The organism is Ruminococcus sp. 210702-SL.1.03, assembly GCF_020559915.1.
Taxonomy (GTDB): domain Bacteria; phylum Bacillota; class Clostridia; order Oscillospirales; family Ruminococcaceae; genus YE71.
The window spans coordinates 37,190-62,993 of record NZ_JAJCLZ010000008.1 but is presented as its reverse complement, the minus strand read 5'-3'; the positions used below and the strand labels follow the sequence as shown (position 1 = coordinate 62,993).

At 52.6% G+C, this 25,804-nt stretch carries 29 protein-coding genes and 1 tRNA gene; 9 read left to right on the top strand and 21 right to left on the bottom strand.

The window, feature by feature from the left end; genetic code table 11:
• Window positions 1-63 precede the first annotated feature (63 nt).
• The 9 genes from LI114_RS06125 to LI114_RS06085 are packed head-to-tail and all read right to left on the bottom strand — an operon-like array spanning window position 64 to window position 8,134.
• Complete coding sequence (locus tag LI114_RS06125) at window positions 64-897, bottom strand: acetyl-CoA carboxylase carboxyltransferase subunit alpha (RefSeq protein WP_227219908.1); 834 nt, start codon at window positions 895-897, stop codon at window positions 64-66.
• Entirely contained in the window at window positions 894-1,775 is an 882-nt protein-coding gene (gene accD, locus LI114_RS06120) for an acetyl-CoA carboxylase, carboxyltransferase subunit beta (RefSeq protein ID WP_022128118.1), read from the bottom strand. The genes LI114_RS06125 and accD overlap by 4 nt, the downstream gene beginning before the upstream one ends.
• A 20-nt stretch (window positions 1,776-1,795) precedes the next feature.
• Complete coding sequence (locus LI114_RS06115) at window positions 1,796-3,139, bottom strand: acetyl-CoA carboxylase biotin carboxylase subunit (protein ID WP_227219907.1); 1,344 nt, start codon at window positions 3,137-3,139, stop codon at window positions 1,796-1,798.
• A 24-nt stretch (window positions 3,140-3,163) separates the two neighbouring features.
• Window positions 3,164-3,595 (bottom strand): 3-hydroxyacyl-ACP dehydratase FabZ, encoded by a 432-nt coding sequence (gene fabZ / locus LI114_RS06110; RefSeq protein WP_022128116.1) that lies wholly within the window; start codon window positions 3,593-3,595, stop codon window positions 3,164-3,166.
• A gap of 19 nt (window positions 3,596-3,614) precedes the next feature.
• The gene (gene accB / locus LI114_RS06105; protein WP_227219906.1) at window positions 3,615-4,097 is read right to left on the bottom strand and encodes an acetyl-CoA carboxylase biotin carboxyl carrier protein; all 483 of its coding nucleotides are present in this window, start codon (window positions 4,095-4,097) and stop codon (window positions 3,615-3,617) included.
• A 23-nt stretch (window positions 4,098-4,120) separates the two neighbouring features.
• Entirely contained in the window at window positions 4,121-5,356 is a 1,236-nt protein-coding gene (fabF, locus tag LI114_RS06100) for a beta-ketoacyl-ACP synthase II (RefSeq protein ID WP_227219905.1), read from the bottom strand.
• 23 nt (window positions 5,357-5,379) lie between these two features.
• A complete protein-coding gene (gene fabG / locus LI114_RS06095) occupies window positions 5,380-6,114 on the bottom strand; it encodes a 3-oxoacyl-[acyl-carrier-protein] reductase (RefSeq protein ID WP_022128113.1) in 735 nt (244 codons plus the stop codon).
• Between the two features lie 24 nt (window positions 6,115-6,138).
• The gene (fabK, locus tag LI114_RS06090) at window positions 6,139-7,074 is read right to left on the bottom strand and encodes an enoyl-[acyl-carrier-protein] reductase FabK (protein ID WP_227219904.1); all 936 of its coding nucleotides are present in this window, start codon (window positions 7,072-7,074) and stop codon (window positions 6,139-6,141) included.
• Between the two features lie 58 nt (window positions 7,075-7,132).
• The gene (locus tag LI114_RS06085; RefSeq protein WP_227219903.1) at window positions 7,133-8,134 is read right to left on the bottom strand and encodes a beta-ketoacyl-ACP synthase III; all 1,002 of its coding nucleotides are present in this window, start codon (window positions 8,132-8,134) and stop codon (window positions 7,133-7,135) included.
• A gap of 421 nt (window positions 8,135-8,555) precedes the next feature.
• Between LI114_RS06085 and fabD the strand changes: the two genes are divergently transcribed.
• From fabD to LI114_RS06060, 5 genes are all read left to right on the top strand, one after another.
• Window positions 8,556-9,482, top strand: a complete 927-nt coding sequence (gene fabD, locus LI114_RS06080; protein ID WP_227219902.1) for an ACP S-malonyltransferase — start codon at window positions 8,556-8,558, stop codon at window positions 9,480-9,482.
• Window positions 9,483-9,517: 35 nt separating this feature from the next.
• The gene (locus tag LI114_RS06075; RefSeq protein WP_022128109.1) at window positions 9,518-9,994 is read left to right on the top strand and encodes a deoxycytidylate deaminase; all 477 of its coding nucleotides are present in this window, start codon (window positions 9,518-9,520) and stop codon (window positions 9,992-9,994) included.
• A gap of 19 nt (window positions 9,995-10,013) precedes the next feature.
• On the top strand, window positions 10,014-11,342 hold the full coding sequence (locus LI114_RS06070) for a DNA recombination protein RmuC (protein ID WP_227219901.1): 1,329 nt from the start codon (window positions 10,014-10,016) through the stop codon (window positions 11,340-11,342).
• 17 nt (window positions 11,343-11,359) lie between these two features.
• Complete coding sequence (locus LI114_RS06065) at window positions 11,360-11,647, top strand: hypothetical protein (RefSeq protein ID WP_227219900.1); 288 nt, start codon at window positions 11,360-11,362, stop codon at window positions 11,645-11,647.
• 96 nt (window positions 11,648-11,743) lie between these two features.
• Window positions 11,744-11,817: transfer RNA gene (locus LI114_RS06060), tRNA-Arg, on the top strand.
• A gap of 107 nt (window positions 11,818-11,924) precedes the next feature.
• Here the strand turns inward: LI114_RS06060 and LI114_RS06055 are convergent.
• Entirely contained in the window at window positions 11,925-12,437 is a 513-nt protein-coding gene (locus LI114_RS06055) for an HD domain-containing protein (RefSeq protein WP_227219899.1), read from the bottom strand.
• 187 nt (window positions 12,438-12,624) lie between these two features.
• Between LI114_RS06055 and LI114_RS06050 the strand changes: the two genes are divergently transcribed.
• Entirely contained in the window at window positions 12,625-12,795 is a 171-nt protein-coding gene (locus LI114_RS06050; RefSeq protein ID WP_227219898.1) for a hypothetical protein, read from the top strand.
• A gap of 45 nt (window positions 12,796-12,840) precedes the next feature.
• On the opposite strand, the gene LI114_RS06045 is transcribed toward LI114_RS06050, so the two are convergent.
• The 7 genes from LI114_RS06045 to LI114_RS06015 form a co-directional block, all read right to left on the bottom strand.
• Window positions 12,841-13,488: a response regulator transcription factor gene (locus tag LI114_RS06045; protein ID WP_227219948.1), complete on the bottom strand. Its 648-nt coding sequence runs from the start codon at window positions 13,486-13,488 to the stop codon at window positions 12,841-12,843.
• 162 nt (window positions 13,489-13,650) lie between these two features.
• On the bottom strand, window positions 13,651-14,154 hold the full coding sequence (locus LI114_RS06040) for a hypothetical protein (RefSeq protein WP_227219897.1): 504 nt from the start codon (window positions 14,152-14,154) through the stop codon (window positions 13,651-13,653).
• 116 nt (window positions 14,155-14,270) lie between these two features.
• Window positions 14,271-14,714 carry a polymorphic toxin-type HINT domain-containing protein gene (locus LI114_RS06035; RefSeq protein WP_413770900.1) on the bottom strand — a complete coding sequence of 148 codons (444 nt, stop codon included), beginning with the start codon at window positions 14,712-14,714 and terminating at the stop codon, window positions 14,271-14,273.
• Between the two features lie 139 nt (window positions 14,715-14,853).
• The gene (locus LI114_RS06030; RefSeq protein ID WP_227219896.1) at window positions 14,854-15,963 is read right to left on the bottom strand and encodes a sensor histidine kinase; all 1,110 of its coding nucleotides are present in this window, start codon (window positions 15,961-15,963) and stop codon (window positions 14,854-14,856) included.
• A 1-nt stretch (window position 15,964) separates the two neighbouring features.
• Window positions 15,965-16,483 carry a DUF5662 family protein gene (locus LI114_RS06025; RefSeq protein ID WP_227219946.1) on the bottom strand — a complete coding sequence of 173 codons (519 nt, stop codon included), beginning with the start codon at window positions 16,481-16,483 and terminating at the stop codon, window positions 15,965-15,967.
• Window positions 16,484-16,553: 70 nt separating this feature from the next.
• On the bottom strand, window positions 16,554-17,156 hold the full coding sequence (locus LI114_RS06020) for a hypothetical protein (RefSeq protein ID WP_227219895.1): 603 nt from the start codon (window positions 17,154-17,156) through the stop codon (window positions 16,554-16,556).
• Window positions 17,157-17,171: 15 nt separating this feature from the next.
• On the bottom strand, window positions 17,172-19,613 hold the full coding sequence (locus LI114_RS06015) for a right-handed parallel beta-helix repeat-containing protein (protein ID WP_227219894.1): 2,442 nt from the start codon (window positions 19,611-19,613) through the stop codon (window positions 17,172-17,174).
• A gap of 337 nt (window positions 19,614-19,950) precedes the next feature.
• On the opposite strand from LI114_RS06015, the gene LI114_RS06010 reads away from it, so the two are divergent.
• The 3 genes from LI114_RS06010 to LI114_RS06000 are packed head-to-tail and all read left to right on the top strand — an operon-like array spanning window position 19,951 to window position 21,112.
• Window positions 19,951-20,193 carry a hypothetical protein gene (locus LI114_RS06010; RefSeq protein WP_227219893.1) on the top strand — a complete coding sequence of 81 codons (243 nt, stop codon included), beginning with the start codon at window positions 19,951-19,953 and terminating at the stop codon, window positions 20,191-20,193.
• Window positions 20,127-20,408 carry a LytTR family DNA-binding domain-containing protein gene (locus tag LI114_RS14360; RefSeq protein ID WP_227219945.1) on the top strand — a complete coding sequence of 94 codons (282 nt, stop codon included), beginning with the start codon at window positions 20,127-20,129 and terminating at the stop codon, window positions 20,406-20,408. The genes LI114_RS06010 and LI114_RS14360 overlap by 67 nt, the downstream gene beginning before the upstream one ends.
• The gene (locus tag LI114_RS06000; protein ID WP_227219892.1) at window positions 20,405-21,112 is read left to right on the top strand and encodes a LiaF transmembrane domain-containing protein; all 708 of its coding nucleotides are present in this window, start codon (window positions 20,405-20,407) and stop codon (window positions 21,110-21,112) included. The genes LI114_RS14360 and LI114_RS06000 overlap by 4 nt, the downstream gene beginning before the upstream one ends.
• 266 nt (window positions 21,113-21,378) lie before the next feature.
• On the opposite strand, the gene hpt is transcribed toward LI114_RS06000, so the two are convergent.
• The 4 genes from hpt to araA form a co-directional block, all read right to left on the bottom strand.
• On the bottom strand, window positions 21,379-21,924 hold the full coding sequence (hpt, locus tag LI114_RS05995) for a hypoxanthine phosphoribosyltransferase (RefSeq protein ID WP_227219891.1): 546 nt from the start codon (window positions 21,922-21,924) through the stop codon (window positions 21,379-21,381).
• A 151-nt stretch (window positions 21,925-22,075) separates the two neighbouring features.
• Complete coding sequence (araD, locus tag LI114_RS05990) at window positions 22,076-22,768, bottom strand: L-ribulose-5-phosphate 4-epimerase (RefSeq protein ID WP_227219890.1); 693 nt, start codon at window positions 22,766-22,768, stop codon at window positions 22,076-22,078.
• Window positions 22,768-24,333: a xylulokinase gene (locus LI114_RS05985; RefSeq protein WP_227219889.1), complete on the bottom strand. Its 1,566-nt coding sequence runs from the start codon at window positions 24,331-24,333 to the stop codon at window positions 22,768-22,770. Before LI114_RS05985 ends, araD begins: the two co-directional genes overlap by 1 nt.
• A 3-nt stretch (window positions 24,334-24,336) precedes the next feature.
• A complete protein-coding gene (gene araA, locus LI114_RS05980; protein WP_227219888.1) occupies window positions 24,337-25,803 on the bottom strand; it encodes an L-arabinose isomerase in 1,467 nt (488 codons plus the stop codon).
• Window position 25,804: the final 1 nt, after the last annotated feature.

The window sequence follows — 25,804 nt, the reverse complement described above, 5'->3', positions numbered from 1 at the left end:
GAGCTGTTTTTTTTCAAGAACCTCGCCGCTAAAACAAAGGCAGCAGCTTTGCGCCGAAAAAGGTCATTCGCTTTCGCTATCCTCTTCGTACACGCTAAACTCGCCGATTGTCCTAAACTTATTATAACGCCCATTTAGCATTTCGTCAAGCCCTTTTTGCAAATTTCTTTTCAAAGCCTGCGAAATATATTCAGAAATATTCTCAGCCGTCTGCTCGGGGTCGGTATGGGCACCGCCGTCAGATTCTTTTATTATGCTGTCGCAGACCTTTAAGTGTACAAGGTCTTCGGCAGTTATCTTCATGATGTCGGCTGCTTCCTTCTCGCGCTCGGCGTTTTTCCAGAGTATGGAGGCAAATCCGCGCGGAGATATCACCGAGTACACCGCGTTTTCCAGCATAGCCAGCTCGTCGCAAACGCACATAGCCAACGCTCCGCCCGAGCCGCCCTCGCCCAGTATTATCGAGATAACGGGGGTTTTCAGCTCCATAAATTCCATTATCGAGCGGGCTATAGCCTCGCCCTGTCCGCGCTTTTCAGCCTCTACGCCGCAAAACGCGCCCGCGGTGTCTACAAAGCATATAACGGGACGGTGGAATTTCTCAGCCTGATGCGCCAGCCTGAGCGCCTTGCGGTAGCCCTCAGGGTGGGGCATACCGAAATTGCATTGCTGGTTTTCCTCCAGCGTTCTGCCCTTTACCTGCGCTATCACCGTTACGGGCACGCCCTTAAAGTAGGCCACGCCGCCCATTATAGCGCCGTCGTCGCCATAGAGCCTATCGCCGTGCAGCTCGAAGAAATCGTCGAATATCATGGGGATATAGTCCTTTACCGTAGGTCTGCCCTTGGTGCGGATTATCTCCATGCGCTTGCTGGCGGGGATATTATTTTCACTCATTGCTCAGCACCTCCGTCATATGGCTTATGCAGCTTGAGCAGATGTGCCAGCGTGCGGCGCATCCTCTTGCGCTCTACTATCATATCTACAAATCCGTTTTCCAGCATAAATTCTGCCGACTGAAAATCGTCCGGCAGGCGCTGGCGGATAGTGCCCTCTATAACTCTTCTGCCCGCAAAGCCTATCAGCACCTTCGGCTCGGCGATTATGATGTCGCCCAGCGAGGCGAACGATGCCGTAACGCCGCCCGTAGTCGGGTCGGTCATTACCGTGATGTACAGCAGGCCTGCGTCGCTGTGTCTGCCGACAGCGCCCGAGGTCTTGGCCATCTGCATGAGCGAAACTATGCCCTCCTGCATTCTAGCGCCGCCAGAAGCGGTAAACGCGATGACGGGAAGGCGGTGCTCGGCAGCGTACTCAAAAGCGCGGGCTATCTTCTCGCCCACTACGCTGCCCATAGAAGCCATCATGTAGTTAGAATCCATTACTATTATAACTATATCCTCGCCGCGTATTTTGGCTCTTCCCGTCACTACGGCGTCTTTCAGACCCGTTTTTTCGCGCAGCGCCTGCTGCTTGTTTTCGTAATCGGGAAAATCTATCGGGTTGCCCGAGATCATATCTGCGTCAAATTCTTCCAAACTATCCTTATCTATGGTGATGTCCAGCCGCTCGCGCGCGGTAAGGCGCGAATGGTAGTTGCAGTGGGGGCATACCTTGCCGTTTGCCGCAAAATCCTCCATAAAGGTGTTGTTCGAGCAGCGGGGGCATTTAAAGAGCAGCCCCTTTGGTATATCGGTCTTTTTTTTCTTTGGCGGCTCGTCATCGTCGCCGTAATTAAAGCGCGTGCGCACTACTGAAAAAAGATCCTCCAGCATATCTGTAAGCTCCCCCTTTCTTAGATAAGCTTAACGCGGTTGAGATAGCCGTTGTCGTAATCGCCCTTTTCAAAGGCTTCGGTGCGTATAAGCTTCAGATGAAAATCTATATTGGTGCTGACGCCGTCTACTATAAACTCAGCCAGCGCCCATTTCATTTTCGCGATAGCCTCTTCGCGGTCTTTGCCGTGTACTATCAGCTTCGCTATCATAGAGTCGTAATAAGGCGTTATCTCGTAGCCCTGATAAACAGCCGTGTCTACTCGCACGCCGGGGCCGCCGGGGATAAAGAGCGAATCTATCACGCCGGGCGAGGGCATGAAGTTCATAGCGGGGTTCTCGGCGTTTATGCGGCACTCTATCGCGTGGCCGCTGAGCTTTATATCCTCCTGCTTGTACGAGAGGGGCTCGCCCGCCGCTATGCGAAGCTGCTCTTTTACTATATCAACGCCCGTCACCTCCTCGGTAATCGGGTGCTCTACCTGTATGCGCGTATTCATTTCCATAAAGTAGAAATGCTTATCCTTATCCACAAGAAACTCTATCGTGCCGGCGTTTTTGTAGCCGCATACCTTAGCCGCGGCACAGGCAGCCTCGCCCATTTTTCGGCGGGTGTCCTCGTCGATAACGGTAGATGGCGCTTCCTCCAGCACTTTCTGGTTGCGGCGCTGCATAGAACAGTCGCGCTCGCCCAGCGAGATAACGTTGCCCTGCGAGTCGGCAAGTATCTGTATCTCGATATGCTTCGGATTTACCACAAATTTCTCTATGTATATCTCGTCGTTGCCGAAAGCCGAGAGAGCTTCCTGCTTGGCGGCGTTTATCTGGTTTTCCAGCTCCTCCGCCTTTTCTACTATGCGTATTCCTCTTCCGCCGCCGCCCGCCGAGGCTTTTACCATCACGGGGTAGCCTATCTCGGCAGCTATGCGCTTTGCTTCCTCAAAGCTTTTTACAGCGCCGTCAGATCCTGTGATAACGGGCACGCCCGCAGCCTTCATAGCCTCTTTAGCCGCCGCCTTATCGCCCAGCATCTCTATGCTGTGCGAGTCGGGGCCTATAAACGTTATTCCGCACTTTTCGCAGGTACGCGCAAACGAAGCGTTTTCGGAAAGAAAGCCGAAGCCGGGGTGTATAGCGTCAGCACCCGTGATCTCGCAAGCGCCTATTATCGCGCGGACGTTCAGGTAGCTCTCGCTGCTGGCGGCAGGGCCTATGCATACCGCCTCGTCGGCTATCTTGGCGTGCAGAGCGCTTCTGTCAGCCTCTGAATACACCGCCACGGTGCGCAGACCCAGCTCGCGGCAGGCGCGTATTATGCGCACCGCTATCTCGCCGCGGTTTGCTATCAAAACCTTTTTGAACATGGTTTTTATTACAGCTCCTTCCGCTTACTTTATAGCAAAGGAGATCTCAGCCGAAACTGCCTTTTTGCCATCTACGGTAGCAACGCCCTTGCCGTAGCCTACAGGGCCTTTTACCTTTGTTATCTCAACTTCCAGACGCAGCACGTCGCCGGGAACTACCTGCTTGCGGAACTTAGCGTTGTTTATGCCGCCGAAAAAGCCTATCTTTCCCTTGTTCTCGGGCATGGAAAGCAGCGCTACCGCGCCCGCCTGCGCCAGCATCTCTATCATCAGCACGCCGGGGGTAACGGGGTACTCGGGAAAATGACCCTTGAACCAAAAATCCTCAGCCTTGATGTACTTTGTAGCCACTACCCTCTTGCCTACCTCCAGCTCGTTTATCTCGTCTATAAGCAGAAAGGGGTCGCGGTGGGGTATTACTTCCTTTATCTGCTCTTTATCCATTATTACAGCCATTTTTTGTATCCTCCGTTTATCAGCCCAGTATCATTACGGTCTGTCCGTACTCTAGCGAATCGCCGTCGGCTACCAGTATCTTGGTAACTATTCCGTCGCTCTCTGCCGCTATCTCGTTCATCACCTTCATGGTCTCGAGGATATACAGCACATCGCCTTTTTTCACCTTGCTGCCAACTGTTACGAAAGGCGCGGCGTCGGGGCGGGGCTTTGAGTAATATGTGCCCACTATCGGCGCTTTTACGGGTGTTCCGCTTATCTCCTCAGTCTTTGGCGACATCTCTATCGGCTCGGTAACGGCGGCTGCCGCTGCTGGCGATACAGGGGGCATAGCGGGTGCGAAACCACCTGCAGGTGGTGCGGGCGGCGCAGGCTTTTTGCCCTTTACGGTAACGCTCTTGCCCTCGTAGCCTACGGTTATCTCGCCTAAGTCCTTTTCGTTCACTATATCGGCGAGTTTTTCTATCGCCTCTACGTCGATTATATCAAAGATCTTGCTCATTTCAAAATATCCTCCCCGTAAAATCAGTCAGCAAACTTTTTCAGACAGATGGTAGCGTTGTGTCCGCCGAAGCCAAGCGAGTTTGAAAGCGCAGCCTTTATCTCAGTCTTGCGAAGTCCCTCGGTGCAGTAGTCAAGGTCGCACTCGGGGTCGGGAGTTTCATAGCCGATGGTCTGGTGTATAAAGCCCTCGTTTATCTGCAAAGCGGTGGCTATCGCCTCTACCGCGCCGGTAGCGCCCAGCAGGTGGCCCGTCATCGACTTGGTGGAATTTATGATAGTCTTCTTAGCCGCCTCTTCGCCCAGCGCTATCTTTATCGCGATAGTTTCGTAAGCGTCGTTGAGGTGGGTGGAAGTGCCGTGGGCGTTGATGTAGGTAACGTCTTCCGGCGCAAGACCTGCCTCAGTGTAAGCAGCCTTCATAGCGGCAGCCGCAGCCTCGCCCGTCGGCGAAGGGCTGGTCATGTGGTAAGCGTCGCAGGTAGCGCCGTAGCCTGCCACCTCGGCGTATATCTTGGCACCGCGTGCCTTAGCGTGCTCGTACTCTTCGAGAACGAGTATTCCGCAGCCCTCGCCCAGTACAAAGCCCTTGCGGTTGAGGTCGAAAGGCGTACTAGCCTTTTCGGGGTCTTCCTCGCGCGAAAGCGCCTTCATATTGTTGAAGCCCGCCAGCGCAAAGCGCGAGATGCAGCTCTCAGCGCCGCCCGCGATAGCTACGTCGAGGTAGCCGTCCTTTATCTTTCTGAAAGCTTCGCCCACTGCGTGAGTGCCCGAAGCGCAAGCGGTAACGGTAGCGTAGTTGTCGCCCTTGAAGCCTGTTTTCATCGAAACAGTACCCGCCGCCATGTTCGCTATCATCATCGGGATATAGAAAACGCTTATCTTATCGGGCTTAGCGAGGAATTTCGCGTGCTCCTGCTCGGTAAGGTTGAGTCCGCCTATGCCTACGCCGATTATCACGCCCGCTCTGTAAGGGTCTACATCCTTAAAATCGCTGCCAGCGTCTTTCATAGCTTCGTCAGCCGCGCATACTGCAAACTGGGTGAAGCGGTCCATTCTGCGGCTCTCTTTTTTATCTATGGCGGTAAGGGGGTCGAAGTCCTTTACTGCGCCTACGCACTTTACGTCAAAATCAGAGCAGTCGAACTGGTCTATCTTGCTTATACCCAGTCTGCCCTCTTTCAGACCCTCGCAAAACTGCGGCACGTTGTTGCCCAGCGGGTTTATAGTGCCCATTCCTGTTATTACAACTCTTTTCATAGCGCTTTATTACCTCTCTTTCATTACATCGAAAGTCCGCCTGAGATCTCTATCACCTGACCCGTAACGTAGCTTGCGTCCTTAGATGCAAGGAACGATACAACGCCCGAGATCTCCTCTACCGTGCCGTATCTTCTCATAGCTATCATGCGCAGTATGTTCTCCTTCTGCGCCTCGGTGAGTTTGTCGGTCATGGGGGTCTTTATAAAGCCGGGGGCTACGGCGTTGCAGGTTATCCCGCGCGAGCCGAGCTCTTTCGCTACCGTCTTAGTCATACCGATTATAGCCGCCTTAGATGCGGAGTAATTGAGCTGACCGGGGTTGCCCCAAAGACCCGCTACGGAAGAGAGATTTATTATCTTTCCGCTGCGCTGCTTCATCATTACGCTGCCTACGAACTTTGTCATGTTGAAAACGCTCTTCTCGTTTACAGCGATAACTGTGTCGAAATTCTCCTCGCTCATTCTTGCGAGAAGCCCGTCGCGGGTGATCCCTGCGTTGTTTACCAGCACGTCGATAGTGCCGAACTTCGCCTTTATGTCCTTTACCATCTGCTCGCACTGCGCGTAGTTGGAAACGTCAGCGATGAATTTTTCGCAGATAACGCCCTCGGCTCTTATCTTATCCATTATGTCGTTGTCCTCGAACATAGCCTCGCTTATATCGTTGAGTGCTATATCGTAGCCGTCCTTAGCCAGACGCAGCGCTATGGAAGCGCCTATACCTCTTGATGAACCTGTGATTATTGCAGTTGACATATCCTATATCCTCCGTTTATCATCTCACTTGCTCAGCAGCGCTTCCGCCTCGCCGAACATCTCTTCTATTATATCCTTGCAGGGCTTTACTTCCTTTACCATTCCTGCGATAGCGCCGCAGAGGAAAGAGCCTTCGTCAAGGTTGCCGTCCTGTACTGCCTTTCTCAGCGAGCCGAGGGTAACTTCCTCAAACTGCTCGGGGGTAAGGCTGCCGTCCTTTTCGCCGTTTGCCAGCATTTTCGAGAACTTGGTCTTTACGTTTCTGCACGGGTGGCCTGTATATCTGCCCGTAACCACGCTGTCGGTGTCCTTAGCCTTTACCACCAGCTCTTTGTAAACGGGGTTCACCTGGCACTCGTCCGCCGCAAGGAAGCGCGTACCTACCTGAACGCCCTCAGCGCCCAGCATGAAGGAAGCCGCTATGCCTCTGCCGTCGGCGATGCCGCCCGCCGCAAGAACGGGTATCTCTACCGCGTCTACTACCTGCGGAACAAGGCACATGGTGGTGTTTTCGCCGATGTGTCCGCCCGACTCTGTGCCCTCTGCGATAACTGCGTCAGCGCCCGAGCGCTCCATTCTCTTCGCAAGAGCTACCGAGGGAACTACGGGTATTACTTTTACGCCCGCTTCTTTCCAAGCAGCCATGAATTTGCCGGGGTTGCCTGCGCCTGTGGTAACTACGGGCACGCCCTCTTCTATAACGAGCTGCGCCAGCTCCTCAGCGTTGGGGCTCATCAGCATGATGTTCACGCCGAAAGGCTTGTCCGTCAGCGATTTGCAGCGGCGTATCTGCTCGCGAAGATAGTCGATGGGTGCAGAGCCGCCCGCGATTATGCCTAAGCCGCCTGCGTTTGAAACAGCCGCCGCGAGGGTAGACTCAGCTATCCAAGCCATGCCGCCCTGAAAAATGGGGTACTTGATGCCGAGCAGTTCGGTTATCCTTGTTTTTTTAGTAGTCATTGAGATCCTCTCCTTTAAAGCGCCCCGCAGGGCATTGATCATATATGTATGTGTATCCTTAGTATTCAATTACTACCGCACCGTAGGTAAGTCCGCCGCCGAAGCCTACGAAGCATACCTTGTCGCCGCGCTTTATCCTGCCGCTGTTCACGCCGTCGTAAAATGCGCCGGGGATAGAAGCGGAGGAGGTGTTGCCGTAATCGGAAATATTGAGCACCATTTTATCCATAGGTACTTTGAGGTGCTTAGCCGCAGTTTCTATTATGCGGATGTTTGCCTGATGGGGGATTATTGCGTCGAGCTCTTCGGGGGATATATCCGCCTTTTTGCATGCTTCTTCTACCGCCTTTGGCAGAGCCTTGGTCGCGAACTTGTATACTTCCTTGCCGTCCTGAAGCAGGAAATGCTTGTTCGGCTCGGGCATATTCATGTCAAACTCGCTCTCGGTCTGGCGGAAAGGATTTGTCGTCAGCAGAGCGCGTGCCACGAGGTAGGGCGCGCCCATTCCGTCGGCGGCGGTGTAGCTGGCAAAGAGGGTGTCCTCTTCCTTTTCGAGAACTACCGCTGCGGCTGCGTCGCCGAAAAGTATGCAGGTAGATCTGTCGGTATAATCAACGAACTTTGAAAGCTCTTCGGCAGCCACTACCAGAACGTACTTTATATCGCCCTCGGCGAGGTAGCGCTTAGCCATATCCACCGCGTAAACGAAGCCCGAGCAGGCGCAGTTTATATCAATAGCGGGGCAGCCCGAAACGCCAAGCTCGCGCTGTACTAAGCAGGCTGTAGAGGGGGTGTAATAATCGGGCGTGCAGGTGCTTGCGAGTATCAGCCCGATCTCCTCAGCAGATATGCCCGCGTTCGCAATAGCTTCTTTAGCCGCCATAGCGCCTAAGTAGTAGGTAGGCTCGCCGTTTGAGATATGGCGGGTCTTTATGCCCGTGCGCTGAGTTATCCATTCGTCGTTAGTTTCCACTATCTTGGCGTAGTCGTCGTTGGTCGCCACGATCTCGGGCGCATATCTGCCCACGCCTTTTATTTTTACTCCATTAGTTTTCAGCATTGCTGACACCCTTTCCCTTCCGCTTTTTCGGCGCTGCGAAATGCAAAAAAATGTTTACACCTTGACGCACAAAAAAACTGTAAAAATTATTGAACAAATAAAAAAAATATGCTATAATATTCACATTGAATAACGTAATATCGGTACGCCGCCGCATATTCGGGCTGAGTACACTACTGACTATATTATAGAACATAATTATTAACAAACATAACGAATAAAGTTTCATAATTATGAACAGACTCGTTTTTCTATATTTATATCAATTTTTGCTCTGTAAAGGCGCTCAAATATACATTATTCACATAATTAACACTGTTAGACATTTTTCCGCGCGCCGCTTCGGCAGATATGCACAAAGAAAAATGCCGACGGATGCCGTTTTCGGCAATACAATTATATAACGAAAGGATCAAATATCATGTCGAAAAATATCGTGTTATTCTCAGGTCAGGGCTCGCAGTACGCGGGCATGGCTAAGGACTTTTATGACAATTACGAGTGCGCTAAGGCAGTCTTCGCCGCCGCTGACGAGGCGCTGGGCTACAAGCTGGAGGACATAATGTTCGCCGAAGACCCCGCCGAGCTGAACAAGACTATCCACTCTCAGCCCGCCATCATGGCATGCTCGCTCTGCGCTTTTGAAGTGCTGAAGGAAAAGGGCGTAAAGTTTGAGGGCGCGGCGGGCCACTCGCTGGGCGAATACGCTGCCATGGCGGCAAGCGGTATGCTCAGCTGCTCCGACGCTTTCAAGCTGATAAAGATCCGTGCGCAGGCTATGCAGACCGCCGCCGAGAACAGCGAAGGCTCGATGTACGCGGTGATAGGCCCTGAGCCGAGCGAGATAGAGGCCGCCTGCGAAAAGACCGAGGGCTATGTAGTGCCCGTAAACTACAATTCGCCCGTACAGACCGTTATCGCGGGCGAGGAGAGCGCCTGCGCGGCGGCGTGCGAGCTGATAAAGCAGACCAGCACGGCTAAACGCGTGAAGTGCGTAAAGCTCAACGTAGCTTCGGCTTTCCACAGCGAGATAATGCGCCCCGCGGCTGAAGAATTTTTGGCGAAGAGCGAGGGCTTTGAGTTCGCGAAGCCGAATATGAAGTTCTACTCAAACGTTCTGGGCGCTGAGCTTACCGATTTTTCAAATATGAGAGATCTGCTGGCTAAGCACATAGTTTCGCCCGTAAGATTTACCGACGAGCTGGCGGCTATCCGCGCGGAGGGCTTTGACAAATTCATCGAGTGCGGCCCCGGAAAGGTGCTGACGGGACTTGTGAAAAAGACCTTTAAGGACGCCGCGGCTCTCAACTGCGAGAACTGCGAAACTGCCGACAAGGCTGCCGAATAACCTCGGCGCATACAAACACTAGGGAGGGAATATTTATGAAACGCAAGGATTACATATCTTGGGACGAATACTTTATGGGCGTGGCGCTGCTTTCAGCGCAGCGCAGCAAGGACTCGAACACGCAGGTGGGCGCCTGCATAGTTTCGCCCGAAAACAAGATACTCTCAGTCGGCTACAACGGTATGCCTACCGGCTGCCGCGACGACGATATGCCGTGGGAGCGCGACGGCGACAGGCTAAAGACAAAGTACCCCTTCGTCTGCCACGCCGAGCTGAACGCTATACTAAACAGCGGCTCGCCGCTGAAAGGCAGCAGGCTTTACGTTTCGCTGTTCCCCTGCAACGAGTGCGCTAAGGCGATAATACAGAGCGGCATAACGCAGGTGATATACTTATCCGACAAATACGCCGACTCTGACGACACTAAGGCGAGCAAGATGATGTTCGACATGGTGGGCGTGACCTACAAGCGCTACATACCTACCGAGCGCGAGATAACGCTGGAGCTGTAAAGCGGGAGGCTTTAGGATATTGATAGAGATCGTAACATTCGCGCTCTCGGCGGCTTCGGCCGCGGGAGTGGGTCTGCTGATAGCGCGGCAGAGCCGTTTTCAGAAAGAGCAGAGCGAGCGGATAAAAAGCGAAGTTTCGCAGGCGGCGGCTGAGGGCGTGGCGCGGCTGGGCGACAGTCTGCGCGACGAGCAGTACCGCCAGCGCGAGTCGATGGAGAACCGCTTTCAGCGGCTTGACGTGAACATGGCGCGGCTGCGGGCGGATATGCCGAAAAATATAGCCGAGAGCGTGTCTGCGCTGGGCGAGGGGCTTCGCAGCGAACAGCGCAACCAAAGCGCGGCGCTTGAAGAGCGGCTGAAAGCCATGACCGCCGAGCTGGATAAGATACGCGCCGAAACGCTCGGCTCGCTCGAAAAAATACGCACGGAAAATCAGCAGAGCCTTGACAAGATAAACGGCACGGTGAACGAGAAGCTGCAAAAAACGCTCGACGACAGGATAACGCAGTCGTTTGAAGCGGTGAACAAGCGGCTCGCGGAGGTGTACGAGGGCTTGGGCGAAATGAAAGCCGTCGCTTCGGGCGTATCAGACCTCAAAAACGTGCTCTCAAACGTGAAAACGCGCGGCATAATGGGTGAGATACAGCTCGGCGCGATACTTTCAGAGATACTTGCGCCCGAGCAGTACGCCGAGCAGGCGGCGGTAGTGCCGAACGGCAAGGAACGCGTAGATTTCGCCGTGAAGCTGCCCGGCGCGGAGGACGGCGGCAGCGTGTATCTGCCGATAGATTCAAAATTCCCCGGCGACCGCTATGCCGACCTGCTGGCGGCGTATGAGAGCGGCGACGCGGCGGAGATAAAGCAGCGGCGCGCGGCGCTTGAAAGCGAGATACGCTCCTGCGCGAAGAGCATACACGACAAGTACATACGCCCGCCATACACCACCGATTTCGCGATAATGTTCCTGCCGTTCGAGGGGCTGTACGCAGAAGTCGTGAACATGGGGCTTGTCGAGCAGCTTCAAAACCGCTGCAAGGTGAACATCGCAGGGCCATCAACAATGGCGGCGATGCTGAACAGCTTGCAGATGGGCTTCCGCACGCTGGCAATACAGAAAAAGAGCGGCGAAGTTTGGAAAGTGCTTGAGGCGGCGAAGAAAGAATTCTCGCAGTTTGAAAACGTGCTCGACAAAACGCGCGACAGGCTGCGGCAGGCGGACGAAGAGCTTGAGAAGCTGATAGGCGTGAGAACGCGCGCGATAAACCGCCGACTGAAAGACGTAGCCCAGCCCGAAGCACTTGAAACATCAGACAGTACAGAAGCGCCCGCCGTCACGGCAGGCGAATAAATAAAGGAGGAGTTACCATGAAATTCAAACTCACAGTAAAGCAGAAGCTGAGCGTAACTCAGTTTTCCGACCCTGAACCGCTGACCAACCTCAGCGCTGACGGCAGCTTTGAAGCAGACAATTTAGGCTTTGCCCGCCGCGATTCAAACGCGCACGTCCGCGCGTGGATAGAGGGCAAAGGCATGAAAATGCGCACGCAGAAAGACTGGGTGAAGAACCTCAAGACCAAGGTGCTCGAGAAGCAGGTGATGGTGCAGAACGGCGCGAAGCCCGAAACGTACATCTTCATGCTTGAGAGCGAATAAACGGCGATCATTAAAATGTTAAAAAAATGTGAAATCTCCTGTCAACTGCTTGACAGGAGATTTTTATTGTGATATAATATTAAACGTTGAATGAATGCGTTGCTAGCTCAGCTGGATAGAGTGACTGGCTACGAACCAGTAGGTCAGGGGTTCGAGTCCCTTGCAGCGCACTCCGACATGATCCGCTTTCGGTTCGCCGAGGGCGGATCTTTTTGCGCATTTTTATATGCAAAAATCGCCCGACATTCGTCGGGCGGCGAATTTTTATGTACAAACTTCACATTCTCACGAACATGATAAATTTAGCAAAGCACCCTACCGAGGTTTCGGCGGTAGCGCATATCTTATCGGCTACGCAGAGAATAACGCTTTCGCGGAAGCGCGGCAGCACTATGCCCAGCGGGAACATATGCGAAAGTATCATGTTTTTCTCGACCTCGCCCAACTCAAAATCGCGTTTTGCGTTATTGAAAGCGAAGCGCGCGTGACGGAAACCGTGCAGACGGTGGCTTTTATCGCCATCATGCCAATCGTACAGAAAATAATCATGCAGCAAAGCGCCGCGTACAAGCGCACGCAGGTCTACGGCGAACGGCAGCAGCATCGCAAGGCGCACACACATCACCGCAACGGCGACTGAATGAGCGTAAACGCTGACGCTGCCGTGCTGGATAAACTGCTTCTCCAGCTGCATACCATCAGAGGATATTATCTCCGAGCCGAAGAGCCGCACTATCTCAAAAGCCTTAGCGCGCGGGCAGACCACGGCGGGCAGTAATTTCAAAGCCATCTCAAACAGCCCCTTTCCACCCCTCATTATACCATATTTCGCGTCATATTGCAATAAAATAGGCTATCCGAAATGCACAAATCGGCGGCGGCGGGTTTGTGCAGAGTGCGGATATTATCGTGGTGAAAAATATGGTATAATTAAAGGTAACGCTGAGTGCGAGAAGGACGGCGCGGACTGGACGTTCGTGTGCCCGCCGGACTACAAGAACATCGCCGACAAAACGCGCAGGATAAAGCAATTTTACAAAGACGGCTTTTCGGTGATGTCAGACGTGCTCCAGCAGATGGGGTTTGTGGCAGGGATAAACATACCGAAGCGCTGCCGCAGGCATTTCGATGTATCAAATACAAAATAACGGCAAACCTTTTGAACGAAGTCGATAGGGTCTGCCGTTTGTTTTTCACACCACCCGCGTGTAATAAAATATCGCGAGCTGAGTTCTGTCGCGCACGGCGAGCTTCTCGAAAATGCCGCTCAGATAGTTGCGCACCGTGCCCTCGCTGAGGTACAGCTGGGCGGCTATCTCGCGGTTGCTCAGCCCCTCGGCGACCAGTTGGATCATCTCCTGCTCGGTAGCGCCAAGCCCCGCCGCCGACATATCGAAGCCGCTCCCCGCCTCGGCGCGCCTGCCGCCCTGCATCAACTGCGGGATACGGCTCATCACCTGCTCGCCGAACACGCTTTTGCCGTTCATCACAGCTTTCAGCGCGGGGGCGATGCCCTCGAAATCCTGCTTCAAGATGTAGCCCTTTGCGCCGATGCTGAGGGCTTTGATTATGTAATCGTCATCGGAAAATGTGGTGAGGTAGAGCACCTTCGCCGCGGGGTGGTCGGCAAGTATGCATTCGCCCGCTTCAAGCCCGCTCATGCCGCCCATTCGTATATCCATCAGCAGCACATCGGGGCGCAGGCGCTCGTAAAGCTCGATGGCTTCCTCGCCGCTGTTGCCCACCGCCGCGACGGTTATCTCGCCGCCGCCCGTGCTTTCGATTATAGTTTTGAGCGAGATAGCCGCGAGCTTATCGTCATCGACTACCACTATATTTATTTTCTGCATTTTTCAGCCTCCTTTTTTGTGGGGAATTATGAAAGGATATGTACATCGCCGGCTTTAAGACTTCTTGCCAGTGTCCAGCCAAGCTTGTCAACATAGAACGGATGACTTGGTGTTGCAGATATAGTTTCACCATTTACACCAATGCATCAATTATTAATTAAAACGCTTTATAAAATTATACAATTCAGATTTAAAATCGTTTAAATTCAGATAACAAACCCCATACTTATATCTAAATTCCACATCTTTATAATTATGATCAATATTATTCCAAGTGATTTCCATGTTATCTCCAACTTTACAAAACACAATAAATGGCATACAAAACTCATCCTTACATGAATCAATTGAATGATGCCAAATCCAATTCTGTCTTTTTTCTTGGAACTTCAGTGAATGTTCATAATTTCCAGGAATATAATCATCACTATAAAGCCACATATCTGCTCCCGTTTTAGCATTAGTCTTAACAGGAAATGGGTCATCTGAAAGAATGTATTTTAAATTATCATTTATCCACTCTAACAATTTGCTAATTCTGCACATACCATAATAAATATTTCCGTTATATGAATATTCGGAAATGTCTTGTCCATTAACAATAATATGTATATAACCATATCCTTTTTCTAATGCTTCATATTTTAATGTAAACAACGTTTCCTACCTCCATACTAATTAAAGATATTTATGATTTCTCATTTTTAATTTGAGAAATCATAAATAATCATAAAAACACATACAAACTTCAAACAACAGTTTATATTAGGTATCTATTTGTTCTTTAAAAACTTTTTATATTGAGGCTTTGATATCAAATCGTCATTTAACATATTTTTTAAAACATCTGTTGGCACCTCTTTAGCTGTATTAGTGACCGCATAAGCATGCCACCCTGTAGCGGTATCAGGCTGGAACTTAATTATTTGATCATCGTATATATTATATAATTGTTTATTTGATGACGATGAGTACGCAGTATCAAGTAAATGTTGACCTGTTTGCATGTCCGGAATCGGATTATCACTACCCCAACCATGTCCTGGCACATGCTTATCGCTAGGATGATAAACTCTCGGTACATCATCTGAATTTTGTGAACTTCCTGATGGCGTACACTTCTTACCATTATGAACAAGAATACCGCTTTTACCAACAAAATATGTATGGAAATCTTCAACCTCAAAGTTATAAACCTTGATCGGTGATTCAAGAATTTCAAACTGCCGGCACTAATGCCCTGCCATTCTACAAAAAGTATACCATGATAATCCTAAAAAAGCAACCCGACATACTAAAATTCAGCGGCGTTATACCTTTACCACTTCCAACTTCTCCTCAATATCCCCTATACCCTCAGCTTCTCCGTTTCATACTGCTGTTCTTCGGTACAGCCGCAAATATTCTGAATCCTTTTTCGTCTGACGATATGTTTATGCTTCCGCCCAGTCCGCGCGCACGGTCAGCCATGTTGCTAAGGCCCATTCCCGCCGCGCCCGCCGTCGGCTCTATGTCGCGCCGCACAGGGTTCGCGCCGTTATCACGAACCATCACCCTGTAAAACGCGGGGTACTCCTGCACCGATATGCGCACCTCGTCGCCGTCGCTGTACCTCGCCGCGTTCGTCAGCGCTTCTTTTACGATTGCCGCAAACGCCAGCTTTACCTCCGTCGGCGCGTCCGAACCCATGTCGTAATCCAGCGATATGCGAAATCTCTCAGCCGCCGCGTCCGCCGCCGAGCGCACCATCTGCTCCAAGTCTACCGATTCGTCGCGCAGATCGTGCACGCTTTTGCGCATACTCGTCATAGCGCCGTCAAGCGTCTGCTGTATCTGCTTCAAATGCTCCTTCTGCTCGCCCTCGGGCGTAAGCACCGTCAGCGCGCCCATCTGCAAAATGCTCCTCGTCAGCATATGCCCCACGCTGTCGTGTATCTCGCGCGCTATGCGGTTGCGTTCTTTCAGCGTCGCCATGTACACTTCCCTGTCCTGCGAAAGCGCCAGCGCGCGGTTTTTCTCAGCCAGAATAATGTTCAGCTCGGCGGAATTATCGCGCGTTTCTATAAGCTTTCGGCTGCATTTTTCCAGCGCGCTCGTCCTCGCGCTTATCAGCACAGCCATGCCCGTGCATACTGCGCAGAATACCGCTCCCGAAAATTCGCTGTCGGCAAATCTCATCATAAGCGCCGCCGCGGATATTGCCAAAGGCAGCTTTTGCCCCGCCGCCGCCATGCCGTACACAGCCGCGGGCAGCCCTGCACAAAGCTCGGGGCACTCAAAGCAGGCTAGCGCGTAAACGGTATTCACCGCAAGCGCCGCCCACCGCATATCGAAATACACCGTAAAAAGCGCAGCCGCAAAGGTCAGCAGCACCGCCGCCACAGCTATCTCCGCGCCGTTATACGCAAAAACCGCGCACATCGCACAAAGTGCAGCGGCAGCGGCTGTATCAGTTAATCTCTTCATATCAGTATTTTCTCAGTCGGCGTACATAGTCGAATGTGTATTCCTCGCCCTTGGCAGCCAACATTCTCAGCAGGTGCTCCAGCAGCGCGGAGGTGTCGGGGTGGATAACTCTTCTGCCCTTGGCTTTCATAAAATAAGCCAGCGCGTCGGAATCAGTGTAGTTTTCCCCGTTGTATATCTTGCTCGCCGCAACTCTGTCGCAAAACATCTCTTTGACGTACTTCAGCGGCATTTTCACAGGGCTCATCAGCCTTGTTTTCGGGTCGTAATCTGTCCAGTATTCAAAATGGTGGCGGTTTCTGCCCTTGTGGTGCATCCACGCGTATGAAAAGCCGTAGGCTTCCCTCTCGCCCTCGTTCGGCGAGCGCGTACACTGATAATATTTCACGCCGGGGATGAATTCCGAGGGCGTGTATTTTGAGAGGTCGTGCAGCATGCCCCGCAGGGGTATCCCCGCTTTCACGCAGTGCCGCATCACCATATGTCTATGGTCTGTAATAGTGCGGAAATGCGAGCGCATATTGTACAGATACCGCGCGTATTTCTTCACATCAGGCAGACCGAGCGCTTCCGTAAGGCTGAAATTCCCGTTACCAGAACGCTTCTTTAAAATCACTTTCATAAATGTACCACCCTTCGCCGCACTTCACGGCAGTCAGCGTGCCTTTAAGCTCGCGGTGCAGCTTTTTGCCGTCGATATAGGCTTTTACCTCGAGTATCTCCGCCTGCGAAACGCCGTTTTTGCCCGCTATCTCGTCATACGCCCGCTCGTTCGTCACAGCGTATGAGATCGCGAAGTCTGAGCCGTACACCGCCGAATAATACTCCCGCTCGTCCTCAAACTGCGAGCGGTATGATTCGTAAAATTCCGCTTCGTTATCGAAAAGCAAAGCGCGCTCTTCTTTCAAAAAAGGCGGCATCACGGCTATGTACTTTTCATCATCGCTCGCGGCAAATGCGTCGAAATACGTCTGCGCCGCCGCACGGGGCGTATCTGCCGCCGCGCCCGTTTCGCCCGTATATTCCCGCTCAGCAACGCCGCCGAAAGCCGCGAAATATATAACCGCCGCCGCTGCGCAGACTGCCGCGCATACCAGCGCCGTCAGCCTTTTTCTCTCGGCAGAAGCCTCCCGCGTTTTGCCGCGTACATATGCTTTTACCGATCTAAAAGACCTTAAAACATTTTCTGCCATACTGCGCACCTGCCTTTAAAATCCGCGGTAGCCGCTGCCGTTCCAAAGCTCGGCGCGTACCGAGGTATCTACGGGCACTTCCAAACGAATGGAGTTTATAGCTATCTCCTCGCGGGTAAAGCGCTTATCGCCCTGCGCCAGCAGCGCTCCGCCGCCCTCGGTGCAGCTTACCTTAAATCTGTATCCGCTGCCATTAGTGAAAGCCGAGGCAGCTATCGCGTTTCTCGATACCCCGCCAGATGTTCCCGTCATGCCCAGCGTTATCTCAAAGCTGTATGTCAGGCTGCCGACGTAGTCGCCCTTGCCCGTAGCGGTAAGGGTAGCCGTGCCTGTGTAGATGTTGTTTTCAAATTTGTAGTCGTAATCCGCGCCCGCCATAAGCTCGCGGCTGTCGGCTATTATCTTGAAATTCGGCGTTACGGGCATAGCCGTGAATGCCGCCGTGTCAGCGCACTCGATATACGCCGTGGAGATATTTATCTTAGTTCTCGCGCCTATCTCTTTCGACTCGGTGTTGTTCACGCCCGTATCGTTCACCGTGATGAAAGGCACTATCTTGTAAACGTAGTTAGTACCGGAGTTCAGCCGCTCGTCCTGATAAAGCGCGCCGCTGTCTACCGAAGCTATAAGCTCAAATTCTTCCGCGCCCGCCTGTTTGCGGTAAACGGATATGCCGTCCGCCTCGCTGATAGAGTTCCATATCAGCTTTATGCGGTTTTCGGTAACTTCCTCAGCGGTGAAATTCTTCGCTTCCGCAAGGGTAATCAGCCCCTCGGCGTCGGCGTACACCTTGTCGGAAACCGCCTCGAAGGAATTGCCATAGAGGTAAGCCTTGCCGCTCTTTATGCAGGAAATTCCTACCTTGCCGCCCGAAAGGTCGTTTGATTTCAGCTTTATATCCTTGCCCGAGCCTGCCGATACTACCTGTATGCCGTACTCCGAGCAGTTTTTGATAACGTTTTTGTTTACCGTAACGCTGGCGCAGCCCTCGCCCAGCTTCACGCCGCCCGTAGCGCTGTCCTTGATGGTGTTTTTATTCACCGATGATTTTTTCGTGTTGCCCAGCACCATAGCGCACACGGCGTTTTTGCTGAAAGTATTGCCCGTTATGCTGAGGTCTGAAGCGTTGGAGGCGCGCAGACCGCTCTTGTAAGAGCCGCTTATCTTGTTGCTCTTTATATCTGTGCTGTAACAGTACGAAAGGCTTATGAGGTCTGAGTCAACGCAGTCTACATCGGCGTTCGGCGAGATCTCATTGTCTGATATTTCGCTGTCGTAGACGTTGGTAGCGTTTATAGCGCTGCCAGCTGTAACTATCGTGTTGCCCGTAACGCTAACGTTATCCACCGTGTAATTATATGCGGGGTAATCTTTATTAGCCGAAACGCTCTTGCCGAAAAGCTTTATGGCGTAAGGCTCGAACTGCATGGTGGTCTGCACGGTAGTAATACTGTTGCCGGTGATTACGGTATCCGCGTCGGTGTTTATGCCCGAAGTAGAGTTGCCCGTTACCGCGCAGAAATAGTGACGAAAGCTCTCGTCGCTCATGTAATTGAAAGTCAGCCCCGCGCCGCAGTCGGTTATGGTGTTGCCCGAAACGGTGCATTTGCGGTAATTATACAGTATCATGCAAACGTCCCATATATCGCTGAAATTGTTGTTCCTTATGGTGACGTTAGTATAGTATTTGCCGACTACCGCCGAGTGCGAGCCTATCGCGCGCGGTATGTTGCGGAATGTGCAGTTTTGTATCAGCACGTTGTCGCAGGCGGTGTCGTCAAAAGGCGCGAAGCCTGAGAAAAGCTCAGCGCTGTTCATTACATCGAGCTGTATAGCCTCTTTCACCAGCGAGCCTGTATATCCGCTGAAATAGCAGCCGTCTATCGAAAGCCCCTGCACGCCGCCTATCTCCAAATGATGGCCGTTTTTGTTATTTAAAACGCTCACCCCGCGGAAAGCGATATTGTTCGCGTGGGCTATGCGTATATTAGAAAAGGTATACATACTGTTGTAAGCCGAAGTGTTGCCGTCCCATGTGCCGCCCTCTATAACTATATTTCTGTCAGCGCCATAGCCGCCCCCGCCGTACTGCATGGTGTTTTTCAGCATACAGCCCTGCGAAAAGCCCTTTACTATCGTAGCGCCGTCCTCGAGTATAAGATGGGTATTGCTGTAAATTTTCAGCGTTTTGGATATTTTATATGTACCCGCCGGCACGCGCACCACTACTTGGTGGCTGTCTGAGCCTTTGCTTTTGCCGACGTTCAGCGCTTTTTGTATAGCGCTGGCGCTGTCTTTGCTGCCTTTAGCGTCCGCCTTGTAGTCGAGCACGCTTACCTCCTCCGAGCTGGAGTATTCGGGCAGCAGCGCGCCAGTAGAGTAAGCGCCATCCGCCGCCGAAGCTGTAAGCGCAGGCAGTGCGAGCACCGCCGCGAGCAGTGCAAATGCAGCTATCATAATTTGTGAAATGCTTTTTAGAAAAGTTGTCCTCAATTTTTGATCCTCCGTTTTTAAATCTATATATACACAAGTTTCGCGAGGTCTGCACTCTCTTTTTTATATGCGCAAACACACTATTTATTATACTGCAATACGGCTGTTATGTCAAGGCATTATAATGTGAAAATTAAGAATATTGGAATATATTTACATATACATACAGACAGCCTGCGATGAAGAGCGCGCATTTGAGGGCGAAAAAATACCGCTTACCCCCATTTTTTTACCGCTTGGCAAATTACGCTTTACAAACGCGGCGATCTGCTATATAATAATATCAGCGGAGGTGAGAAAATTGAAAGTGAAAATAGTTACCGACGAAGAGCTGCCCGCCGATACTGTGGTGATACATTGCCGCGACGTTGATGAAAACATACTCCGCTTAAAGCGCGCGGCTGAGGCTATGGGCAGCGCCGACGTAGCGTTTTTCAAGGGCGGCAAGCAGTTTTTCCCGCCGCTTGACTCTATACTATTCTTTTCTTTGAGACCGAGAGCAATTTTCTCAGCGCCCACACCGCGGACGATGTTTTTCAGGTAAAGGCGAAGCTTTTCGAGCTTGAAAACACCCTGCCGCAGAAATTTGTGCGCGTTTCAAAATCCGCCATCGTAAATGTAAAGCACATCTACTCAGTAGAAAAGGGCTTAGCTTCCGCCACGCTGATAAGCTTCGCGGGAACTGACAAGCAACTGTACGCCGGCCGCAGTTATCTGAAAGTACTAAAATTAAGGCTGGGCGAAAGGAGATACTTATGAAAGGCAAAAATCTTATATGGGGCTTATTTTTCATACTTGCCGGCGCTGCCGTGATACTCAGCAAGCTGGGTCTGCTGGGCGGCGTCAGCGCGCTTAGCGTAGTCATTTCGCTGCTGCTGATACCCATTATCGTCAACAGCATACGCCGCCTAAATTTCTGGGGAATTTTCTGCCCGCTGGCGGTAATGGCGATACTTTTCGCCGAGCCGCTGGGAATAGAAAAGCTCACCCCCTTCCCCGTGCTGATAACGGCAGTATGCCTCAGCATCGGCTTATCGCTGATATTCCCTTACCGCTACCGCATGACGCAGAAAAAGTGGAGCGGCAGAGTTTACGGCAAGCCGGAGAGCACGAAAAATTCATACGACGGCGAAAATGTGCAGATAAATGCGAGCTTTGCGGGCGCTACCAATTACATCACCTCGCAGCAGTTCAAAAAGGCTGATATATTCTGCCATTACAGCGGCTCGGAGGTGTATTTCGACGGCGCAGACATGGCTGAAAACAGAGCCGAGATAAACCTCGACGTGCTTTGCAGCGGTCTTGAGCTGTACATCCCGCGCGAGTGGATGGTGCGCATAGAGGCTGACTGCCGCGCGGGCGGTATAACGGAAGAGGGCGCTACCAACTCGGCGAAGCTGGACAAAACGCTGGTGATAAGGGGCAGGATAAAAGCTTCGGGCGTTACTATCACCTATGTATGATGCTTAGAAATGTGTAGATAAAAAGCTAGAATAAAGAAAAAAGCGTGTGCCGCAAAATGTGGTACACGCTTTGATATTTTATGCTAATAGTTAGGGCAACACCGCGCAACTACCGCCTATCGGCTTTGTGTACGTCTTACTTGCATATTTCCCGTCATATCACCTAAAACCTCTTCGACTAACGCGAGTTAGCCTTCATCGGCTTTAGGCAATCTGACGAAAAATCTGACGGCGTAATACGTACACAATAGTTGTGCGGTGTTGCCCTAGTCCGCGTCATATTCCGCTATGTAAGGCAGATTTCGGTATATCTCGGCGCAGTCGAGTCCGTAGCCTATAACGAAATAGTCGGGTATGGTAAAGAGCGAAACGTCTGCTTTAAGGTCTACCAGTCTGCGGTCGGGCTTATCGAGCAGGGTAACTACTTTCAGCGAGAGAGGGTCGCGGGCTTTCAGAAGCTTGATAATGTCGCTGAGCGTTCTGCCCGTGTCGATAATATCTTCTACTATTATCACATGAAACTTGCTTATATCCTGATCGAGATCCATGGTTATCTTTACTATACCGCTGGAAGATGTGCCGTTATAGTAGCTTTTTGCGCACATAAAGCCTATCTCGCAGGGCACGGTAACAGCGCGGCAAATATCCGCCATGAAAACGAAAGCGCCCTTTAAAATGCTCACCAGCAGCAGCGGCTTGCCCTCATACTCGCGGCTGATCTGCGCGCCGACCTCGGCTATCTTCGCCTTTATCTCGTCCTCGGTTATGAGCACGCGCTTTATCTTGGAATCAAACTCTTCGGTATCACACATTTTTATGGTCACCTCTTTGAATCTAAATAATAAATCTATTGTATAGCATTTAAGCAGATATATCAAACATTTTTTATAACTAATCTGTATACTTTTTTTAGAAACATGAAATATGGCAGTCAAAAAACAACGCTGCAAAAATATATGTATCTCAGTTCTGACCGTAATAAGCGTTCGCGCCGTGCTTGCGCAGATAGTGCTTATCCAGCAAAGCCTGCGGCATACGGCCTGCCTGCGGGTTTATCGCGGCGGCGTGGTAGTTCATAAAAGCTATCTCCTCAAGCACTACCGCGTTGTGCACCGCTTCGGCGGCATTTGCGCCCCATGCGAACGGACCGTGGTTCTTCACAAGCACCGCAGGTATCGTCATAGGGTCTGCGCCCGCGAAAGCTTCGATTATAACAGTGCCCGTTTCCTTTTCGTACTCACCGCCTATCTCGGCGGGGGTCATGTCGCGCGTGCAGGGTATCTCACCGTAAAAATAGTCGCCCTGCGTAGTGCCCATCGGAATTATGCCTGCGCCCGCCTGCGCGAAAGACGTTGCCCAACGGCTATGAGTGTGTACTATGCCGCCGATGTTATCGTAAGCGCGGTACAGCTCCAAGTGGGTGGGCGTATCGCTCGAGGGCTTGTATCTGCCCTCAGCTACCTTGCCGCTCGCGAGGTCTACCACCACCATGTCATCGGCGGTCATGCTGCCGTACTCAACGCCCGAGGGCTTTATCACCATCATTCCGCTCGCTCTGTCCACAGCGGAAACGTTGCCCCATGTGAATGTTACAAGGCCGTACTTCGGCAGCATGAGGTTCGCCGCGAGCACTTCTTCTTTCAGTTTTTCAAGCATTATTTCACATCTCCCAGTAATTTTTCAGCCGCCAGCGCAGCCTTGTATCTTCTGATATATTCGTCAAATCCGCGCTTGCCCCCAGCTTCGGGCGCGGCGGTGAGCTTTTCTATATCCGCGAAAACTTCGCTGTCGAGCCAGTCGGGCAGGGTCTTTCCTCCGCCCTTTATCATGTAAGCCGCCAGCAGAGCCATGCCCCAAGCGCCGCCCTCACCGGCAGTCGCCATTACCGAAACGGGCGTATCGAGCGCGTCGGCGAGCACCTGCTGAGCCGCGCCTTTTACCTTGAATATCCCGCCGTGACCCGTAAACTGCTGAGCCTTTACCTGCTCTTTTTCAAAGAGTATATCCATGCCGATCTTGAGCGTTGCAAAAGCCGAGTAGATCTGCGCACGGAAGAAATTCGCGAGATCCATTTTGCCGTCGGGCTGGCGGAAGTACATCGGTCTGCCGCTCTCCGCGCCCGTAACAGGCTCGCCTGAGAGGTAGTTGAACGAGGTAACGCCGCCGCAGTCGGGGTCGCCCGTCATTGCGTTCTTATAAAGCGTTTCGTAAAGCGCCGATCTGTCGATGGCGTTTCCCGTGAGCGCCGCAAATTCGCCGAAAAGCTTCACCCAAGCGTCCAGCTCAGAGCAGCAGTTGTTGCAGTGCACCATAGCTGCGGGAGCGCCGTCTGGGGTGGTGACCATATCTATCTCAGGGTAAGCGGCGGCGGGGTTTTTATCCAATACCAGCATTGAGAATGTGGAAGTGCCTGCCGAAACGTTGCCCGTGCCGACGCGTACTGCGTTAGCGGCAGCCATGCCCGTGCCCGCGTCGCCCTCGGGGGGACAAAGCGGTACGCCTGCTTTCAGCGTGCCCGTCGGGTCGAGGAACGCCGCGCCCTCTTCGGTAAGGTACGCACCGCCCTCGCCCGCAGTCTTTATCGGCGGCAGAACTTCCGCAAGCGGCAGCGAAAAACCCTGCTCGGCAAGCATTTTCTCAGCGGTTCGCATATAGTCGGCGTTGTAAGCGCCCTTCTCAACGGGGAAAACGCCCGAAGCTTCGCCCACGCCTACCGCTCTTTCGCCCGTCAGCAGGTAATTTATGTAGCCCGCGAGGGTGGTGATGTGCGCTATCTCGCCGATGTGCGGCTCTTTATTCAGCACCGCCTGATAAAGGTGCGCTATGCTCCAGCGCTGCGGGATATTAAAGCCCAGCGCCGCCGAAAGCTGCTCCGCCGCCTGCTTAGTGGTGGTGTTGCGCCATGTGCGGAATGGAACGAGCAGCTTATCCTGCTTATCGAAAACCATGTAGCCGTGCATCATCGCGGAAATGCCCATAGCGCCTACGGTGGTCAGCGGCACGCCGTATTTCTCGTGAACGTCTGCGGCGAGGTCGGCGAAGCAGGCTCTTACGCCGCCGTGAATATCCTCGAGCGAGTATGTCCAGAAGCCGTTTTCAAGGCGGTTTTCCCAGTCGTGGCTGCCCGAAGCGAGCGGCGCATAATCGTCGCCGATGAGCACCGCCTTAATGCGGGTAGAGCCGAGCTCTATTCCAAGATATGTATTTTTCAGTTCCAACATGATCTACCTCCTCAGTTTCGCAACGGTATCGAGCAGCTCAAGCTGCTGTTCAAAAGCGTTCAGCTCGGTCTTGCCGTCTATCACAACAAGCTCGGTATCGGTCATTTTTGCGTAAAGGCGAATATCGTCAACGGTGAGGGCGGTGGAAACTACCGCGTGGTGAGCGCCGCCCGCGTATATCCAAGCCGCCGAGCCTGTCGCGAGATCGGGCTTCAGCCTCCACATAACTCTCGCTACGGGCAGCTTCGGCATAGCGGCGGGCTGTTTTACAAGTGTTATCTCGGCGCAGACGAGTCTGAAACGGTCGCCCAGATCTATCAGCGAAACGGCAATGCCCTCGCCGGTAACGCCCTCAAACACTAGTCGCGCTGGGGCAGACTTGCCGCCTATACCCAGCGGGTGAACCTCTATCGCGGGCTTTTCAGCGGCGAATACTGGCGAAACCTCCAGCATATGCGAAGCCAGCTCTGCCTCGCCGCCCTCGGGCAGGTCGTAGGTGTAGTCCTCGAGAAAGCCGGTAGCGCCCTCTCTGCCATCAGCCAGTTTGCCGAGCACTGCGGCGAGCGCGGCGGTCTTGCAGTCGCCCTCAGGGCCAAAGCCGTAGCCCTTAGCCATTATGTTCTGCGCGGCAAGGCCGGGAAGCTGTTCCAGACCGTGCAAGTCCTGAAAAGTATCGGTAAAAGCGGAAATATTCTCGCGCGCGAGGAATTTATCAAGCGCGACCTCGTACTTAGCCTGCTCGCGAACGGCGGCGGTGTTGTCGGTATTCATAGCGTACTTTTCGGCGTACTCAGCCATTTTAGCGTCTATCTCGGCTTCGGTGACTTCGGAAATCATGTCGCAGAGGTCGCCTATACCGTAATAATTCACGTTCCAGCCGTACTTTATCTCGCACTCTACCCTGTCGGCGTCAGTAACGGCAACGTCGCGCATATTGCTGCCGAACATCGCAACTCTCATGCCCCTGCCGAGATCCACCGCCGCGGCCGCCTGCGCGAAACGGCGTATCTTTTCGATAACGTCGGCGTGCTTGTAGTAGCCCGCTACCACTTCGCGCTTTATGCCTAATCGCGTGCAGATAAAGCCGAACTCGCGGTCGCCGTGCGCCGACTGGTTTAGGTTCATGAAGTCCATGTCGATGCTATCATACGGCAAACGCTCATTGTACTGCGTGTGCAGGTGGAGCATGGGCTTGCGCAGAGCTTTGAGCGCGCTTATCCACATCTTCGCGGGCGAGAATGTGTGCATCCACATTATAACGCCTATGCAGGCGCTGTCGGTGCTGGCGGCGGCGCATATATCGAGCGCTTCGGCGCTGTTTCTCACCACGGGCTTTGCATCTACCTCGGCGATGTCAGTGAGCTTTTCGCCCAAGTACGCCGCCATTTCCTTTGCGTCGGCGGCCGCCTGAGCGAGAGTAGCCTCGCCGTAAAGGTCTTGGCTGCCTGTTATAAAATATAATTTTTTCATG